This is a genomic window from Kitasatospora sp. NPDC001119, from assembly GCF_053598475.1.
In genome coordinates this window covers 78,579-94,296 of the sequence record NZ_JBSFKI010000038.1, presented here as the reverse complement: position 1 = coordinate 94,296, position 15,718 = coordinate 78,579, and the positions used below count along the sequence as shown (strand labels likewise).

The following is a 15,718-nucleotide window of genomic DNA, read 5'->3' as shown; positions in this document are numbered from 1 at the left end:
CAACAACCGGATGGCGGGACTCGAACCCGTCACTCATGAAGATCACCAACAGCATCCGGAACTCCGGTCAGAGCCAATTTCGAAGATCCTCATCAGGGCGTCGTCCTCTCGGCGGCAGCGGCTCGCGCACCAGCCAGCGCAGGTATCCAGAGAGGTTCTGCAGGCTCGGCCGGGTCCAGTCGAACCCCAGGGCCATGGCGTAGGAAAGGTAGAGCGCGATGCGGCTTGCGCAGTTCCTCTCGGTGTTCACCGAGGCATCCGCCGCGCGCAGGCCATCGAGGTAGTCCACCGACGGCAGATGGAGCTGGAAGTCCTCGTCGATCACGACCCGCCGTGACGACCCGTCCGCTGTCACCGCCCTCTCTACTCGGAAGCAGCGGTGGAGTGGTGGCGATATAACTGACGTCACTAAAATCCCTGCTGCTACTCGTTAGGCATGTGAGTATCAGGCTGCTTGCCTCACATGCCAGACGGCTGGGTACAGCCAGAGATCACGTTGGCGAAGGCACAGCGCTTGCCGGTGGTCCAGGTGTCGGCGCCGACTGGCGGGGAGGCACCTCGTAGGAACGTCACCGGTGTCGGCCACGTCGCTTCCTTGGACTCCGCCCGGCGGGTCCAGTGGTTCACAGGCCCAGGCCGCTCCGCCTCGGGCGCCGGGTCGGTTGCGGGTTCTGCCCGGTAGCGGCGAGACGGGCCGCTGAGCGCCTGAGGGTGATGCGGTCGGCGGCCTGAGGGTCGGGGGTGGAGGCGAGCCGGTGGTAGAGGCCTTGGGCGGCGAGGTCGGCTCCGAGCGCCGAGACCACGGTGGCGAGGGCCCGCTCGGCGGCTACGCTTGCCTGGCCGGCGGACCGGTACTCCTCGGCGAGCTCGGCACGTCGGTCGGCGGGCAGCGGCCGGGCCGGCAGCCGGTTGTGCCCGGGGCCGGAGGCTCGCATCATCAGCCGTCGGGTGTCGGCGAGGCGCTCGGCGAGGACCGCGTGGTCCTCGGCGAGGTGCTGAAGGCGGGCGGAGACCTGGCGCAGGGCGTCGCTCCACACCGGCAGGGCTGCGGCGATGTCGGAGGCCTGCCGGGTCGGGCCGCCGGGGCCGTGGGACAGGCGCCAGGCGGGGTCGGCGTGGAGGAGCCGGCCCACCCGGTCGACCAGGGCGTGGGACTCGGCGGCGACGGCCGAGGGAGTGTTGTCGGGGGCGGAGCGTAGGGGGGCCCAGCAGGCGGCGACGCGCTGCCAGGCGTGCTCGGCTGTTTCCCAGTCGGTGTCGGCGGCGTGGACGGACGCGAGGTGGGCGGAGACGGTGGCCGGGGCGTGGTCGGCGGCGTGGGTGAACAGGGCCCGGGTCAGCTGGTAGACGGTGGAGATGTTGTGGGCTGCGGTGCCCATGGCGGAGGCTGTGTGCGCGTAGGAGTCGTCGCCCGCCTGTACGGCGCGCCAGCTGATGTCCGCGAGCCGATCGGCGGAGGCTGCGGCGCCGCTGCCGAGCTGCGCGGGGGTTTCCGTGGTGCGGGGCGGGTCCGGCTGCAGCAGCGCGCGGGGCCGTACGGTGTCGAGCACCGCGCCGCCGAGCCGGACGGCCGGGTCGGCGGCGAGCGCCCGGATCTCCTGCTGCACCACTGCCAGCTGGTCGACGACCCGGCCGAGGCCACGGATGCGTTCGGTGAAGGACGCGCTGGACGTGGCCTCGCCGAGGCGGCCCACCAGGTCCGCGACCGTTCCGGCGAGAGTGAGGACACGGACCAGGACGGCGGTGCGCAGATGTGTGCTCTCCAGGGCGAGTCCGTGCCGGGTGAGGGGTCGGCCGTCGGGATCGGTGTGGGTGGCGAGCAGGTCCAGGCCGGTGCGCAGGGCCTGGATGGCATGGGGGACGTACCGAGGTGCTTGGAACGCCTGGAGGGCCGTGAGGGCCGGCGGCTTGCCGTAGGCGGCTCTGAGCTGTCGGGCGGCTTCGGCCAGGGCTACGTGCAGCCGGGCCCGGCAGGCACTGTCCGGTGCCGGGCCGGGGCCGGTGGGCACCCGGTCGGGGAGGGTGTCCACCGGTTCCCAGGCATACCGGGTCTCCACCGCGAGGAAGAGGTCCAGCAGATCCGCGACCTGATGGCCGACGGTCCGTCGGTAGAGCTCCGAGCTCCGCTCGATCGGCAGGTAGTCGGCGTCGTTGAGGTAGCTGCCGGCGAGGACAAGGAACTCGCCGAACTCCGCGCTCACCGGGCGGTCTCCGCCGGGCGGAGCGTGGTGCGCACGGCGGCGGCGGTGTGCCCGAGGAGGCGAATGGCAACCAGGACGGTGTAGACCTCGTCCGGCGTCGCCGCGGTGGCGGCCGCTGCCGAAAGCCGACGCTCCGCCTGCTCCAGGAATTCGGCGAGCTGCGGACCGTCGGCGAAGGTGAGGTCGGTTTCGGGGTCGTCGCCGTCGTCGGGCTCGGGTAGGAAACCGCGGAGCTCGATCGCGTGGGTGTAGGCACCGCGGGCGGCCAGGGTGTCGCCGCCGATGCCTACTCCGGCGGCCAGGGCCCAGAACACGGTCTGGTTGGCGAGGGACCAAGCCGCCGAGAGCGGGCCCTGGATGCCGGGCTCGGCGAGGCGGGCGGCGAGGCGGTCGAACCAGGCGGTCATCATGGCGGACTCCTTCGTCAGGTGTTGTCGTGGCGGTGAGGGTGGCGGATCCGGCCGTCCCCCCGGGGGGGGTGGTGCGGTTTCCTGTGGATAACCCGGGGGTTGTGGGTGGATCCGGTCACCCGGACGGGGGATCAGGTGACGATCCGGCGGACGGCGACGACCTGGTCGGGGCCGCTGCCGGCTGCTCTCCAGGCCTGGTAGCTGCCCGTCCGGATCCGGAGGCCGGTGCGGGGGGCCTCCAGGAGGAGGCCGTCGCCGATGTAGAGGGCGACATGGCCGGGGCGGCCCGGGCCGCCGTCCGTTCCGGTGGTGAAGACGAGGTCGCCGGGCCGGATGCTGTCCGGGTCGACCGGTTGCCCCTCCCCGACCTGGGTGAACGTCGAGCGGCTCAGCCGGATCCCGGCGTGGACGTAGGCCTGCTGGATGAGGCTGGAGCAGTCGCACCGGTGGGAGGGGGCGGTGCCCAGCGGGTCGGTGCAGTCCCCGCCGAAGGTGTACCAGCCGCCGCGCTGGGCCAGGGCCCAGCGGATCGCGGCGGCGGCCTGCGGGTGGGTGCCGGCCGGGACGTCCCACCCCGGTGGAAGGGCGCCGTCGGCGGGGCCCTGCGGCCCGGCGGACAGGGGAGCGGTGAAGTCCGGGACCGCGGCGACGACGGCGGCGACGTACTGCCGGGTCTCTTGGTAGGGCGGGATGCCGTGGGCGGCTTCGACAGCGTGCCAGCCCGCGTTGTAGCCCGCGAGCGCGAGCTGCCACGGGTCGGCGTCGATGCCGGAGTCGCGGGCCTGGCGGATCAGCGAGCACACCATCCGACCCTGGGCGTCGATCGCGTCGGCCGGATCGAACGGGCTGGTCACACCGTTGCCGTCGGCGTCCCGGCCCCAGGTATGCCAGGTGTCCGGGACGAACTGGGCCATGCCCTGGGCGCCCGCCGGGCTCTGGGCGTTGGGGTCGAAGCCGCTCTCCTGGTGGAGCTGGGCGGCGAGCCGGGGGGAGGTCAAGCCCTGGTCGCAGGCCCCGGCCGCGCGCTCGATCATCGGGACGTACCGGGCCGGGACGCTGCCCGGCCGAAGGGCGCTGCCGTACGGTCCGCGCCCGGGAGCGCTCGCGGCGGCCGGTGTGTCGGTGGCGGCCATCAGCAGCACCAGTGCGAGCACCCCGGCGGGCGCGGTGGCCGCGCCCGCCGCCAGCAGGATCGCCCGTTTGGGCATGGTCCAGGTCCCTCGATCGTGTGGTGCTCGACGGCATGTCAGATGCTGACCGCCCCGGGCGGGCCGGCGCTGACGACGTGCGCGTACCCGGAGGTGGGGAAGGGGGCCAGCGGCGGCCCGCCCCTGCAGGGTCGTACTGCACCGACACACTCTCGATCACTATCAGCTCCCAGTCGATCGCCGAGTGTAAGCAGAATGGCCGTCACTGTGCTAGACAGTGCGGCTACAGCCAGTGATGGCCACGGATGGCATCGCTGATCATCGGTCAGGTCAGGTGGGGGTGAGCGTCGTGGGCAGGTCCACGCCCGTGGCCGGGCTGCACTCCGGCACCCGGCTGGTCGTCCCGGTCCTGGGGGCGGCAGCCGGCAGCGGCCGGAGCACCGTGGCCCTGCTCGCCGCGGCCGGGCTGGCCCGGCTCGCCCCGACGGTGGTGCTCGACTGCGCGCCGACCGCGTCGTCGCCGTGGCGCCGCTGGCCGCTGGCCGGCGGCACCGGGCTCGCCTCCGTGCCCGCCGACCGGTCGCTCCACACCGGTCAGGTCCGCGCGGCCGCCTCGTCCTGCCTGGACGGCCGGGTCCAGGTGCTCACCGACCGCAGGCCCTGGTCACAGCCGCCGCTCGCGCTGCCCTCGGCGCCGTCGGCATGGCCGGCGCTGGCGGGGATGGGCGGCTGGCGGGTGAGCGTGGCGGACACGGCGCTGACCGTCGCGGACGACCTCGGTGACGCCGGGATCCGCTCGCGCACCGCCCGGTGGATGCTGCTGGAGCGGGCCGTGCCGGTGATCTGCGCGCCGACGTCGCGAGAGGGGCTGGAGGCGGCCGCCGTCGCGATCGCCGCCGCCGAGAGCGCGGGACTGCCGCTTCAGCGGTGCGTGCTGGTGCTGGTCGGCGTGGCCGGAGGGATGCCGCGGCAGTGCCGGGCGGTCGCCACCATGCTCGCTCCCCGGGTCGGCGCGGTGGTCCGGGTGCCGCACTGCCCCGCCTGGCGGGCGCACGCCCTGCGGACCGACCGGCTCAGCCGCCGGTTCGAGGCGGCCGGCTCCCGATTGACCGACACCCTGATCACCACGGCCGAGAGGTCCTGGGGCCCGCTGCGCGCCCCGGCCGGGACGGCCGCCACTCCGGAGGACCCCTCGCATGACGACCTCTACGTCCCTGCCGGCGGCCCGGCTGACCGCCCTGCCGCTCAATGACCCCACCGCCGCCCCGAGCGGGTCGTTCTACGACATCGGGAAGAACTTCACCCCGCAGGTCCCGACCGGGGAGGTCGGCAGCGCACTGACCACGATCGTGAACTGGACGATGGGGATCTGCCTCGCCCTGGTGGTCGGCGCGCTGTGCGCGTGCGCCGCGATGGACTCGTTCGGCAGCATCTCGGACAAGCCGGACGTCAGTGCGCGGGGCAAGGCCGGCATGCCGAAATGCTTCCGGGCGGCCGTGGTGATCGGGCTGGCCTGGCCGATCGTCTACCTCGGCGCGAGCCTGAAGGGCTGACGAGGTGGACTCCGTCGAGCTCCGTCGGCACCGGGCCCTGCGCAGGCTGGCCACCGGGGCGGCCTTGGCAGCGGCCGCCGCCGCGGGCGCGGTCGCCGTCCTGCTCTGGCAGACCGGGCCCGAACCGGGGGCCGGCGCTGCCGCCCCCGCCACCGCTTCGGCTGCTGCCGTGCCTCCGTCCGCAAGCCCGTCCACGGTGGTGGATGCGGTGCCGTTGCCCGCGCCCGCCCGGGTCGAGCAGGGCATCCCGGTCGGCTACCCGCACACCCTGGCCGGTGCCGTGTCCGCGGCCGCCCACTACACCGAGGCCCGCGACCTGCTGAGCCCCGACGCGGTGCCCGACCAGATGATGGTGATGGCCCGCAAGGGCGAGGACTTCTTCAAGCTGACCTCGCTGGCGATCGCGGACGCCCGGGACTGGCGACGCCTGCTCGGCCTCCCCGAGGCCGGGAACAGCACAGGCTCGGACTTCATCGCCTTCCAGGTCCGCGCCTACCAGGTCGAATCCGCGAGCGCCGATGCCGTCGACGTGTGGCTGCTGACCACCCAGACCCCCACCGTAGGCGGCATCCAACACGGTACCGGCGTCTTCGCCATCGCCGCCCCGATGGTGTGGAACGGCACGGACTGGCGCCTCACCGCGCAGGAGATGCGGCAGTTCCCGGTCGTGGCCCAACCGGGTACCGCTCAAGCTGACGCTGCTGGTTGGAGGCCCGTTGCCTACCAGCACTAGCGGCCTGCGGCGCGCGGTGCTGGTCTTGGTGCTCCTCCTGGCCGCACTGGCCGGGCCCGTTGCCGCGTTCGCCGCCGCGCCACCGCCGGTTCCCGTCCCCGGCGCCACCACCGGAATGCCCTGCCCTGCGCACACCCGGCCCGTCGGACAGCCCGAAAAGCTGACCGCCACCGACCTGCAACCGAAGCCTCCAGCCGAGCAGATGGACGCCCGCGGCGGCTGTGTACCACTCGACGAGGACGGCTGCCGAGCCCTCGGACTGAAGGACAGGCCGCTCGCCACCTGCGTGTACGCGACCTTCAAGCACACGTACTGCGACGCCGACATCCTGCCCCTGCCCGGGATGGAGGTGTACTGCGAAAACGCCGACAAGGAGATGGCCGCCTGGTGCAAGAAGAACCCCGCGAGCCACTGCGTTGCTGGAGCTAAGCAGGACCTCGCCGCCGCCCTGAAGAACCCCGGCGCCGCGATCGCCGACGAAGGCACCAGCCGGCTCGCCCACACCTTCTCCAGCGCGGCGAAGTGGGTGCTCGGGGAGATGGCCAAGGCGGTCCTGGAGGGGTCCGTCGTGGACCTGGACGCTGACGGGATCTCGGACACCCTCGCCCTGATGCTCCAGCTGTCCGCCATCATCGCGACGATCCTGCTGTGCGTGGAGGTCACCCGCACCTGCGTCTCGCACGAGGGCAAGGGGATCGCCACCGCCGTCACGGGCCTGGTCGAGTGGGGCCTGAGCTGTGCGGCCATGTACACCGTCACCCAGACCCTGATCTGGGCCGCCGACGACGTCTCCACCTGGATGATCCGCTCCTCCGGCCAGACCACCGACCAGTTCGTCGCCCGGATCAGCGGCCTGTTCGCCGGGATGGACGCCGTCTCCGAGATCGGTTGGCTGCTGGTGCTGGGCGTCGTCGGATGCCTGGTCGCCGGGCTGATGTGGATCGAGTTCATCTTCCGGCACGACGCCCTCGACCTCCTCGTCGTGGCGTTCCCCGTGTCGGCCGCCGGGGCGATCAGCGAGTTCACCCGGCAGTGGGCGCCGACCGCCCGCAAGGCCGTGTACTCGATCGTCATGATCAAGCCGGTCGTCGTGATCACCTTGCTGATCGGGGAGGGCATGGTCGGCGCGGCCACCACCGTCACGGGCGTCGTCGGGGGCCTGCTGGTCGTCGGCGTCGGTGCCGTCGCCTGGCCGGTGACCGCCCGCTTCATGCCGTTCGCCGGTGGGGGTTCCAGTGGCTGGTCGGTCGCCGGCGGCATCATCGGCGCGGTCGGCGGCACCGCGGCCTCGGCGATCTGGGGCCGCGGCGGCGGGGTTCCGTCCGGGAGCGGCGCGGCGCCGCCGGGGCCGGCACTGGCCAGGGCGCTGGAGTCGGACGACGCGGACCGGCGCAAGGCGGACGGCGGCCCGCGCTCCTCGGCCAGTCGCGCGGTGATGGCCGGGCTGATGGCCGCTCAGGGCGCGAAGGCGGGCACCGAGCTGGCCTCCGGCGGCTTGGACGCGATGGCCGCGCACGCCGGGCTCAGCTCCGGGCGCGACATGGGCGGATCCGTCAACCTGCCGCCCAGCCGTTCCGGTGAGGCCGCTCCCCCGGCCGGGTCGCCGGGCACCGCGGGGGCCCCGGCCGCTGCGTCTCCCGGTCGGGCCCCCGCCCGGTCGTCGACCGCGCGCCCCGGCACGGTAACGGCGCCGCCCGTTCCGGCTCCCGGTACGCCGCGTCCTGCCCCGGCCCGCCCGCCGCAGGTCCCCGCGCCGCCTGCTCCCCCGCAGCCCGGCCCGACGGACGTCCCGACGGCTTCCACCCGCCCGACCCCGGCACCGGTCCAGCCCCTGCCGGCCGACCCGCCACCAGGAGGTGAGGGAACGTGACGTCCCCCGAGGAGCCGGCGACGTACGGCGGCTGGCAGCGCGAGCGCGGCCCGTACCTGGGCGAGCTGAGCCTGGGCGGCCTGGTGACGGTCGCCGGTGCGGGCCTGGTCGCGATGCTGCCGGTCTACACCCACGCGTGGGCGGGCGAGATCGTCGCCGTACCGGTCGCGCTGCTGCTGCTCGCGGCGGTGTACCTGCGGGTGTACGGCCTGACCGCGGCGGAGTGGGCGGTCCTCGCGGTCCGGTTCGAGGTTGCTGTCGTCAGGAGGCAGACGATGTTCTTCAGTGGTGCGTTCGCGCCCCGGCGGTCGGACGGTTCGCGGCGTACGGACCTGCCGGGTGTGCTGGCCCGCCTGGAGTTCCTGACGGTGCCCACCGGGGCCGGCCGTGAGATCGGGGTCGTCCACGACCCGCTGCAGGGCCACTACTCGGCGATCATGGAGGTGCGCTACCCAGGGATCGCGCTCGCCGACACCGCCCGGGTGAACGCCCGGGTCTCCGGCTGGGGCGGCTTCCTCCGGGGGCACTGCGTCGAGGGCGGGCCGATCGTGCGGATCTCGGTCACCGACCGGTCCGCTCCCGAGGACGGCACCGCGCTGATGGCCTGGACGACCGGCCACCTCGACCGGGGCGCGCCCGCGGCGGCCCACGACCTGGTCACCGCTCTCGCCGCCGAGGCGGCGCCCGCGGCGTCCACCCGCCGCACCTACCTGACCGTCACCCTGGCCGCGTCCCGGGTCCGCCAGGACATCAGGAGCTCCGGCGGCGGCACCCTGGGGGCGACCGCCGTCCTGGTGCGCGAGCTGCTCGCGATGCAGGGCGCGATCGCCGCCGCCGACCTCCAGGTCGTCGCCACGCTGACCGTCGGCCAGATCGCCGAGGTGATCCGCACCGCCTACGACCCGGGCGAGGCGCCCGTGCTCGCCGCCCACGCGGCGGCCGCGTGCGCACCCGGGTGGGCCGGCACACCGCCGGGCGTGGACGAGTCGGCCGCCGGCCCCGCCGCGGCCGAGCAGCACTGGGGCCGCTACCGGCACGACAGCGGCGTCTCGGCGAGCTTCGAGGTCTACGGCTGGCCCGAGGGCCGGGTGTACGCGAGCGTGCTGACCCCGCTGATGAGCGCCTCCGGCAACGCCCGGCGGAGTGTCTCCCTCACCTACGAGTGCCTCGGTGCCCGTACTGCCCGGGCCACGCTGAGCCGCGAACGCACCAAGGCCGACGTCAAGCGCCGGGTGCGCGCACGGGGCGGGCGGATCGAGTCCCTGGACGAGCGCAAGGCGCTGGTCGACACCCAGGACCAGGACCACGCCCGCACGGCGGGCCACGGCATCGCGCGCTTCACCGGTGTGGTCACCGTGACGGTCGACGAGCCCGGCGAGCTGGCGCTGGCGACCGCCCGGCTGAAGCGCGACGCGTACACCTCCGGCCTTCGCCTGCGAGAGCTCTACGCCGCGCAGGACTCGGGTTTCGCGGCGACGCTGCCGCTCGGCCTGGGTCTGCCGGTGAAGCGGCGGGCGGTGATCTGATGGGCTGCCTGCGCGACTGGAGGCGCCGCGGGGACACCGACCTGCCCTCGATCGGCCTGCCGGACGTCCTGACGACCGGACCGGCGCCGGTTCCGGCCCAGCGCGGGCGGCGGGCACACCAGCGGCCGGCCGCCGCGGCGCCGACGCCGGTCCTGGGGTGGCCAGGCCCCCACGCCGGGCGGGCCGTACGGGTCGCGGCCCCCGAGGTCTACCGCTGCGACACCTACAACCTCGCCGGCCTCTACCCCTTCGGGGGCGGCTCGGCCCTGCCCGCGGTCGGCGCCTACATCGGCCACGACGTCCTGACCGGCCGGCAGTTCTCCATGCACCCGGGAGCGTGGGTCCAGCACAGGATCGTCTCCAATCCGGCGGTGCTGGTCACCGGCACCATGGGAGCCGGGAAGAGCGCGCTCATCAAGGCGCTGTCCACGAGGTTGGCGGCGTTCGGGGTGAAGGTGCTGATCGCCGGTGACGTGAAGGGCGAGTACGGGCGGGTGTGCCGCTGGCTCGGGTGCGAACCGCTGGAGCTCGGCCCCGGCCTGCCCGGGCGCGTCAATCCCCTGGACGCCGGCTCGCTCGGCGACGGGCTGGAACGCGTCACCGACCCGGTGGAGTGGCGCGAGCGCCTGACGGAGATCCACCGGCGCCGCCTGAGCCTGCTGTGCACGCTGCTGGAACTGCAGATGCGCAGGCCGCTGACGCCGGAGGAGACGGAGGCGATCTCCGCCGCGATCAAGGAGGTCACCGGCCAGCTGAGCGGCAACACCGTGCTGGCCACCCCGACGCTGCGGGCCGTGCACGCCGCCCTGCGCGACCCGAGCGCCGGGATGGCGCGCGAACTGCGGATCCGGGGCGAGGACATCCAGGCCACCCGGGAGGCGACCAGGGCGTCCCGGGCGGCGCTGGCCACCATGCTCGACGGGCACGTCGGCGACCTGTTCAGCACGGCGGAGACCTCCACCAGCCGCATCGACTGGTCCGCGCCGATGGTCAGCATCGACATCTCCCGCACCCGCGCCTACGGCGACGAGACCGTCGCCATGATCATGATGTGCATCTCCAGCTGGACCCAGGCCGCGATCGACCAGCCCGGCGGGCCCCAGCGCCTGGTCGTCAGGGACGAGCTGTGGCGCGCGCTCCAGGTCGGCGGCGCCACGGTGATCCGCAAGCTCGACTCCGACCTCAGGTTGCACCGGGCCGACGGGGTCTTCGACCTCGCCGCCACCCACCGGTTGTCGGACTTCGAGGCGGTCGGCCCGGCCGGGTCCGAGGCCGTGATGATCGCCCAGCACATGGTCTCGTCGTTCGACACCAAGATCACGATGGCTCAGGACGTCCGCTCCCTGGGCGCGATCCGGGACGCGGTGGGCCTCACCGAACCGCAGGTGGAGCTCGTCTCCGGCTGGGGCCGCGCGCACGCCGGGCGGGGCCTGTGGATGCCCGGCCGCTCCGGCGCCTATCCGGTCCAGCTCCACCTCACCGAGAAGGAGAAGGAGCTGTACCACACGGACGAGCGGATGGCCCTGTGACGGGCGACCAGCGCTCCGAGCCGACCTGGGCCGCGACCGTGCTCGGCGCCGCGGTGCTGTGGCTGCTGGCCTCCGGTGTGCTCGCCGCCCGGGCCGCCGCCCTGCTCACCGGGCACTCCTGCCGCCTGGTCGGCGGCGCCGGCCTCGCCGCCGTCACCTGGCCGCTGCGCGGCCCGGGCGCGGCCTTCGCTCCAGCACCATCGGGCTGGCTGTGGTGGCCACTGCTGGTGCTGATCTGGTCCGGCCCGGTCGCGGGCGGGACGTGGCTGTGGATGCGCCGCGGCACCGATCCCGGTACCGATGGCGCCCGCTGGGGCGGCCGGGCGACCGAACGTCGGCTCCGGGTAGCCGAGGAGCCCGGCCTGCGTCGCAACCGCATGGCCTTCGGCCGCAGCAAGGGCCGCCGGAACTGGATCCTCGCCGCCAAGGAGAACATCAGCGCGACGGTGTTCGGCCTGCCCGGCAGCAGCAAGACCACGGGGCTGGTGCTGCCGATCGCCGCCGAGTGGTACGGCCCCTGCGTGATGACCACCGTCAAGGCGGCCGACCTCGACGTGGTGTACGCGCGGCGGGCGGCCCTGGGCCCGGTGCACGTCGTCGCCCCGGCCGGCCTGCCCGACCGCCCCACCGCCCGCTGGTCCCCCGTCGACTACTGCGCGGACGCCAAGGCCGCCGACCGGATGGCCGGCTGGCTGGCCGACGCCGCCTCCACCGCGGGCGACCCGCGGTCCGGCCCCTGGGTCGACCAGGCCAAGGCCGTCGTCAAGGGCGTGCTGCTGGCCGCCAACCTCGCCGGCGGGGACATCACCACGTTCCGGCGCTGGCTCGCGCTCGCCGACGACGCCGTGGACGAGGTCCGCGAGATCCTGGTCGACGGCGGCCACCCCGACGTCGCGGACGACTACGCCGCCGCGTTCGCCCTGCACCCCGACGGCGTCGGGAGCATCAGGTTCACCCTGAGCGTGATCACCAAGGTGTACGCGGACGAGGAGGTCCGCGCCACCGCCGCCGCCAGCGACTTCACGGCCGAGGAGGTCCTCGACCGGTGCGCCACCGTCTGCCTGATCGCCAGTGAGGCCGACGGCGAACGCTTCGCGCCGCTGCTGACCGCGATCACCGCGAGCATCGTCCACGCCGCCCAGGCCCGCTACCAGCGCACCGGCCGCCCCCTCGACCCCGCGCTCGGCCTCGTCATCGACGAGGCCGGCAACTGCTTCCGTTACAAGGCCCTGCCGAGGCTGCTGACCGTCGGACGCGGCATCGGCATCGCCGTGCTGACCGTGTGGCACGACCTCAGCCAGCTGATCGGCGTGCTCGGCCGCGAGGCCGCCAACACCGTCATGAACGCCTCCGGCCTGCGCATGCTGCTGCCCGGCAACGCCGACCCCGAGACGCTGAAGGCCTTCACCAACCTGCTCGGCCGGGCCCTGGTGAAGAGGAAGTCCACCAGCAGGGGAGGCGGCGGCAGCTCCACCTCCGAGCAGCTGGTCGAGACCGACCTCGCCCCCACCCACGTGCTGCGGGAGCTGCCCGACTTCACCGCGATCGCCGTCTACGGCAACCAGCGCCCGGTGCGGGTGAAGCTCCGCCGCACCTACGCCGACCCGGACCTGATCGAGCTCCTCGCCCGCAGGCCCCTCCCGCCCCTCTGCGCCACCGCGGATCCGGTGCCGCCGGTGATCCCGCCGAGGCCGGGCCATCCTCCCGCCGTCGCGGTCCCGCTGGACAAGCCCTCCTGACGAAACGAGAACACCGTGTCCGAGACCTACACCGACCTGACCGACGACGGCCTGGACCCGGCCGATCCATGGGCGGACGTCCCCGAACCCGACCCGGCGCCCGCGCCGCGGATCGTCCTGCGCGACATGGAGCCGGAGAAGCGGCGCTCCCGGCTGGAGGAGCTGGGGCACTGGCTGCGCTGGCTGGTGGAGGTCAACCCGGAGGCCCGGGCCTCGGTACCGCCCTGCTGGCACCGGCACGAGGACGTCATCGAGGTCCTCCTCGCGCTGCAGATCGGATGGGTCCGCTCCTACACCTGCCCCAGCCCGGGCCGCGACACCGCCGAGGCGGACTGGCTGATCACGGCGAACAACCTCCTCCCGACCACCCGCCGTCCGAAGTGCGCCAACGGGCACGCCGACCCGGTCTCCCGGCCCTGGGGCGGTCCGGACGAGGAGACCCTGCGGCAGTGGCTGGAGGAGCCCGGCGGCCTCGGCACCCGCGAGCGCGAACACCCCAGCCCGGCCCTGGCGGCCGAGCTGAACAGCGACGAGCCGCCGCTGTAGTGCACCGGATCCGACGACACCCTGCCCGCCCGCCGAGGTCCGGTGGAAGCCGGCCGCCCCAGAGGAGCACCTGATGCCACCCGAGCCCGCCGAACCGCCCTACAGCGTCTTCGACGACCCGGCGTACGAGATCGTCGAGTCCCGGAGAGTCGGTGGGAGCACCTATGTGCGCGCCTACCGGCGAGGCTCCGAAGAGGAGTCCCTCTGGGTCCACCGCGGCGAGGAGTCCGAGGAGCTCATGACCGGCGGCGGGGCGTTCCGGCCCCGTGACGCCTACCTCGCGATGACCGGACCGAACGCCCCGACCTCGCTCTACGAACAGCTCGTCAAGGAAGGCGACCTCTGGGACGTCCAGGTCCGCGACCACGAGAGGTGGGAACGCGAACGCGAGCGGGCCGACGACGAGGCGGCCCTGCACGGCATGGACACGGGGCCCGACGACGACGGCGGCATGGCCCGGGCCGAGGACGACGGGGCCCCCGCCCCGAAGCTCCGTTCCTCCGACGATGGTTGGGTGTCCGACGCGCTGGCACTCACCGCCGACATGCCGCAGGAGCAGGCCGCACTCCTGCGGGACCGCCTCGGTGTGCTGACAGCGGCCCCGCGGGACGTCCGGCACGGGCCCGCCCCCGACGACGCGGCGCACGCCGGGCTCCCGCCCGAGCAGGCCCTCGCCGAACTCACCTCCGCCATCGAGACCGTACGGGCCCGCGCGGAGTGGTGGCTGGCGCTGCCTCAGTGGGCACAGGTCCAGTCGGTCCAGGCGGCGGCCGTCGGGGCCTGGACGGCCGTCAAGGAGGCCGTCGGGCAGCAGACGGTGCTCGCCGGCGGTGAGTACCGGGCCACCCGTCTCCTGCGGGGGATCTGCGCCGCGGCCTGCCGGTCGGTCGCCCGCCACGCGGCCGACCTCGCCCACGACCTCACCACCCGCGGCTACGGCGGCACGCCCGCCTGGACCGCGCTGCGCACCTTGTCCCGGCGGGCCGGAACGCTGGCCGCACGGGTCCTCGGCCGTCCCGTCGACCGCGCCACCGCCCGGCGCCTGGCCGCACTCGACGCCGAGGTCGCGGCGGTGGCCAAGGCGGAGCGGGCCGACCGGCGCGCGGTGCTGGCCGACGGGGCCGACCGGGTCGCCGCGGCCTTCGCGACCTGGGCCGGCACACCGATGGGCTGCCGGCTCGCGCGCTCCGCCCATCCGCGCGTCGCCGCGCTGCGCAGGGCCTGGCAGGGGATCCCGCGCCCCGGCGTCGAACCGGCGCCGGTGGCACGCGCCTACGCCCGGCTGGCGAGGGCGGCCCGCTCCCTGGCCGACGCCGCCCGCACCGCGCGCCGGTTCCGCAGCGCCGACGTGGCGGCGCTGGACGCCGTCACGCGGGCCGCGGACGAGCACACCCGCCGGGTCGCGCCCGCCGCCGGCCTCACCCCGCCCCCGCCCGCCGCCCGGCACGCCCCGTACGCGACCAGGCAGGGCGCGAGCGGCGGCTCCCTGCTGGTCGCGGACGCGCTCAGCGCGTGGACGGCGACCGAGATGGGCGGCCACCTGCGCGGCTCCCGGCACCCCCGGGTGGCCGCGTTGCGGGCGTCCTGGAGGAACCTTCCCCCGGTCGGTCTGCCCGACGGCCCCGCCGCAGGAGCCCGGACCTACCATCAGGTCGCGGAGAGGACGAGGGCGCTCGCAGAAGCGGCTCGCGCCTCCGGCCGCTTCCGGCCCGGCGACCTCGCGTGCCTGGACGCCCTCGCCCTGGCCGCCACCGTCCACGCGGGCCGACTGGCCGCCACCGCCGGAACCGTGCTGCCTTCCGGGGCGGGCACGCCGACGATGCCGGCCCACCGGGCGGCGGTGCGGCTCGACGGGCCGTCACAGCGGCCACCGCGCATGGCGGTCTGAGCTCCCGTTCCCGAGCGATCGGGCCGAACCGGCCGGGGAGGTGACCGGCCGGAAGCACCGATGTCCTTGGACAGCGAAGTTGGTCCGCTCCGAGCTGGTGACGTACACGGGCTTGATCGGTTGTCATGGAGGACCGTTGGCGCGGGCTGGGTGTGCGGTCCTGGCGTCATACTGATCCGAAAGGCCGATGCCGCGTAGGCGTCCGAAGGCCGTCCGTGCTGAGCGATGGCGGCCACGCAGGAATGTTGCGGTGCGCCGGATTCGGGGTGTCTCCGCGCGGACGCGTGCAGCGGTCCGGCGAGTCAAAGACGAGCGGCTGTGGACCAATACTGTTGCTGACGCGTTGTCCCGCTTCGAGTGGGTGTTCAAACAGCCGGGCTGCTACCTGAACGCATCCCAGGTCTGGCAGCCCGGCGTAGAGGTCGAGTATGCCCGTGATGACCTTGTCCGCGGGCCGTGGCACGGTCCGGCGGAATCGCTTGATCCTTTGCATCCGAACACCACCCGGCGCGGTCTACTTGGAGCGGGTCCCGCCGGGGTGCCCCCTCGCGCTCCGATCACGAGGGCCTCGGCCA

General features: G+C 74.2%; 13 protein-coding genes. 9 read left to right on the top strand and 4 right to left on the bottom strand.

Annotated features, from left to right (window positions below):
• Positions 1–67: 67 nt before the first annotated feature.
• The 4 genes from ACWDD9_RS34830 to ACWDD9_RS34815 form a co-directional block, all read right to left on the bottom strand.
• Positions 68–325, bottom strand: a complete 258-nt coding sequence (locus ACWDD9_RS34830; protein ID WP_449813853.1) for a hypothetical protein — start codon at positions 323–325, stop codon at positions 68–70.
• Positions 326–623: 298 nt separating this feature from the next.
• Positions 624–2,201, bottom strand: coding sequence for a hypothetical protein (locus ACWDD9_RS34825; protein WP_449813852.1), 1,578 nt, complete (start codon positions 2,199–2,201; stop codon positions 624–626).
• Positions 2,198–2,611 (bottom strand): hypothetical protein, encoded by a 414-nt coding sequence (locus ACWDD9_RS34820; RefSeq protein ID WP_449813851.1) that lies wholly within the window; start codon positions 2,609–2,611, stop codon positions 2,198–2,200. Before ACWDD9_RS34820 ends, ACWDD9_RS34825 begins: the two co-directional genes overlap by 4 nt.
• 131 nt (positions 2,612–2,742) lie before the next feature.
• Positions 2,743–3,819 (bottom strand): C40 family peptidase, encoded by a 1,077-nt coding sequence (locus ACWDD9_RS34815; RefSeq protein WP_449813850.1) that lies wholly within the window; start codon positions 3,817–3,819, stop codon positions 2,743–2,745.
• 289 nt (positions 3,820–4,108) lie between these two features.
• Here ACWDD9_RS34815 and ACWDD9_RS34810 point away from each other — a divergent pair, with 289 nt between their 5' ends.
• The 9 genes from ACWDD9_RS34810 (at position 4,109) to ACWDD9_RS34770 (ending at position 15,143) form a co-directional block, all read left to right on the top strand.
• Positions 4,109–5,011: a hypothetical protein gene (locus tag ACWDD9_RS34810; RefSeq protein ID WP_449813849.1), complete on the top strand. Its 903-nt coding sequence runs from the start codon at positions 4,109–4,111 to the stop codon at positions 5,009–5,011.
• The gene (locus ACWDD9_RS34805) at positions 4,956–5,312 is read left to right on the top strand and encodes a hypothetical protein (protein ID WP_375875824.1); all 357 of its coding nucleotides are present in this window, start codon (positions 4,956–4,958) and stop codon (positions 5,310–5,312) included. The genes ACWDD9_RS34810 and ACWDD9_RS34805 overlap by 56 nt, the downstream gene beginning before the upstream one ends.
• A gap of 4 nt (positions 5,313–5,316) precedes the next feature.
• The gene (locus ACWDD9_RS34800) at positions 5,317–6,045 is read left to right on the top strand and encodes a hypothetical protein (protein WP_449813848.1); all 729 of its coding nucleotides are present in this window, start codon (positions 5,317–5,319) and stop codon (positions 6,043–6,045) included.
• Complete coding sequence (locus tag ACWDD9_RS34795; protein WP_449813847.1) at positions 6,029–7,915, top strand: hypothetical protein; 1,887 nt, start codon at positions 6,029–6,031, stop codon at positions 7,913–7,915. Before ACWDD9_RS34800 ends, ACWDD9_RS34795 begins: the two co-directional genes overlap by 17 nt.
• Positions 7,912–9,441 (top strand): SCO6880 family protein, encoded by a 1,530-nt coding sequence (locus tag ACWDD9_RS34790; protein ID WP_449813846.1) that lies wholly within the window; start codon positions 7,912–7,914, stop codon positions 9,439–9,441. Before ACWDD9_RS34795 ends, ACWDD9_RS34790 begins: the two co-directional genes overlap by 4 nt.
• A complete protein-coding gene (locus ACWDD9_RS34785; RefSeq protein ID WP_449813845.1) occupies positions 9,441–10,970 on the top strand; it encodes a type VI secretion protein in 1,530 nt (509 codons plus the stop codon). The genes ACWDD9_RS34790 and ACWDD9_RS34785 overlap by 1 nt, the downstream gene beginning before the upstream one ends.
• Positions 10,967–12,709 carry a type IV secretory system conjugative DNA transfer family protein gene (locus ACWDD9_RS34780; RefSeq protein WP_449813844.1) on the top strand — a complete coding sequence of 581 codons (1,743 nt, stop codon included), beginning with the start codon at positions 10,967–10,969 and terminating at the stop codon, positions 12,707–12,709. The genes ACWDD9_RS34785 and ACWDD9_RS34780 overlap by 4 nt, the downstream gene beginning before the upstream one ends.
• 15 nt (positions 12,710–12,724) lie before the next feature.
• Entirely contained in the window at positions 12,725–13,255 is a 531-nt protein-coding gene (locus ACWDD9_RS34775; RefSeq protein ID WP_449813843.1) for a hypothetical protein, read from the top strand.
• 73 nt (positions 13,256–13,328) lie between these two features.
• Entirely contained in the window at positions 13,329–15,143 is a 1,815-nt protein-coding gene (locus tag ACWDD9_RS34770; RefSeq protein WP_449813842.1) for a hypothetical protein, read from the top strand.
• Positions 15,144–15,718: the final 575 nt, after the last annotated feature.

Bases quoted from the DNA above. Each gene is read 5' to 3' on its own strand.
- ACWDD9_RS34820 (WP_449813851.1), bottom strand. From the start codon at position 2,611: ATGATGACCGCCTGGTTCGACCGCCTCGCCGCCCGCCTCGCCGAGCCC.
- ACWDD9_RS34815 (WP_449813850.1), bottom strand. From the start codon at position 3,819: ATGCCCAAACGGGCGATCCTGCTGGCGGCGGGCGCGGCCACCGCGCCC.
- ACWDD9_RS34805 (WP_375875824.1), top strand. From the start codon at position 4,956: ATGACGACCTCTACGTCCCTGCCGGCGGCCCGGCTGACCGCCCTGCCG.
- ACWDD9_RS34785 (WP_449813845.1), top strand. From the start codon at position 9,441: ATGGGCTGCCTGCGCGACTGGAGGCGCCGCGGGGACACCGACCTGCCC.
- ACWDD9_RS34770 (WP_449813842.1), top strand. From the start codon at position 13,329: ATGCCACCCGAGCCCGCCGAACCGCCCTACAGCGTCTTCGACGACCCG.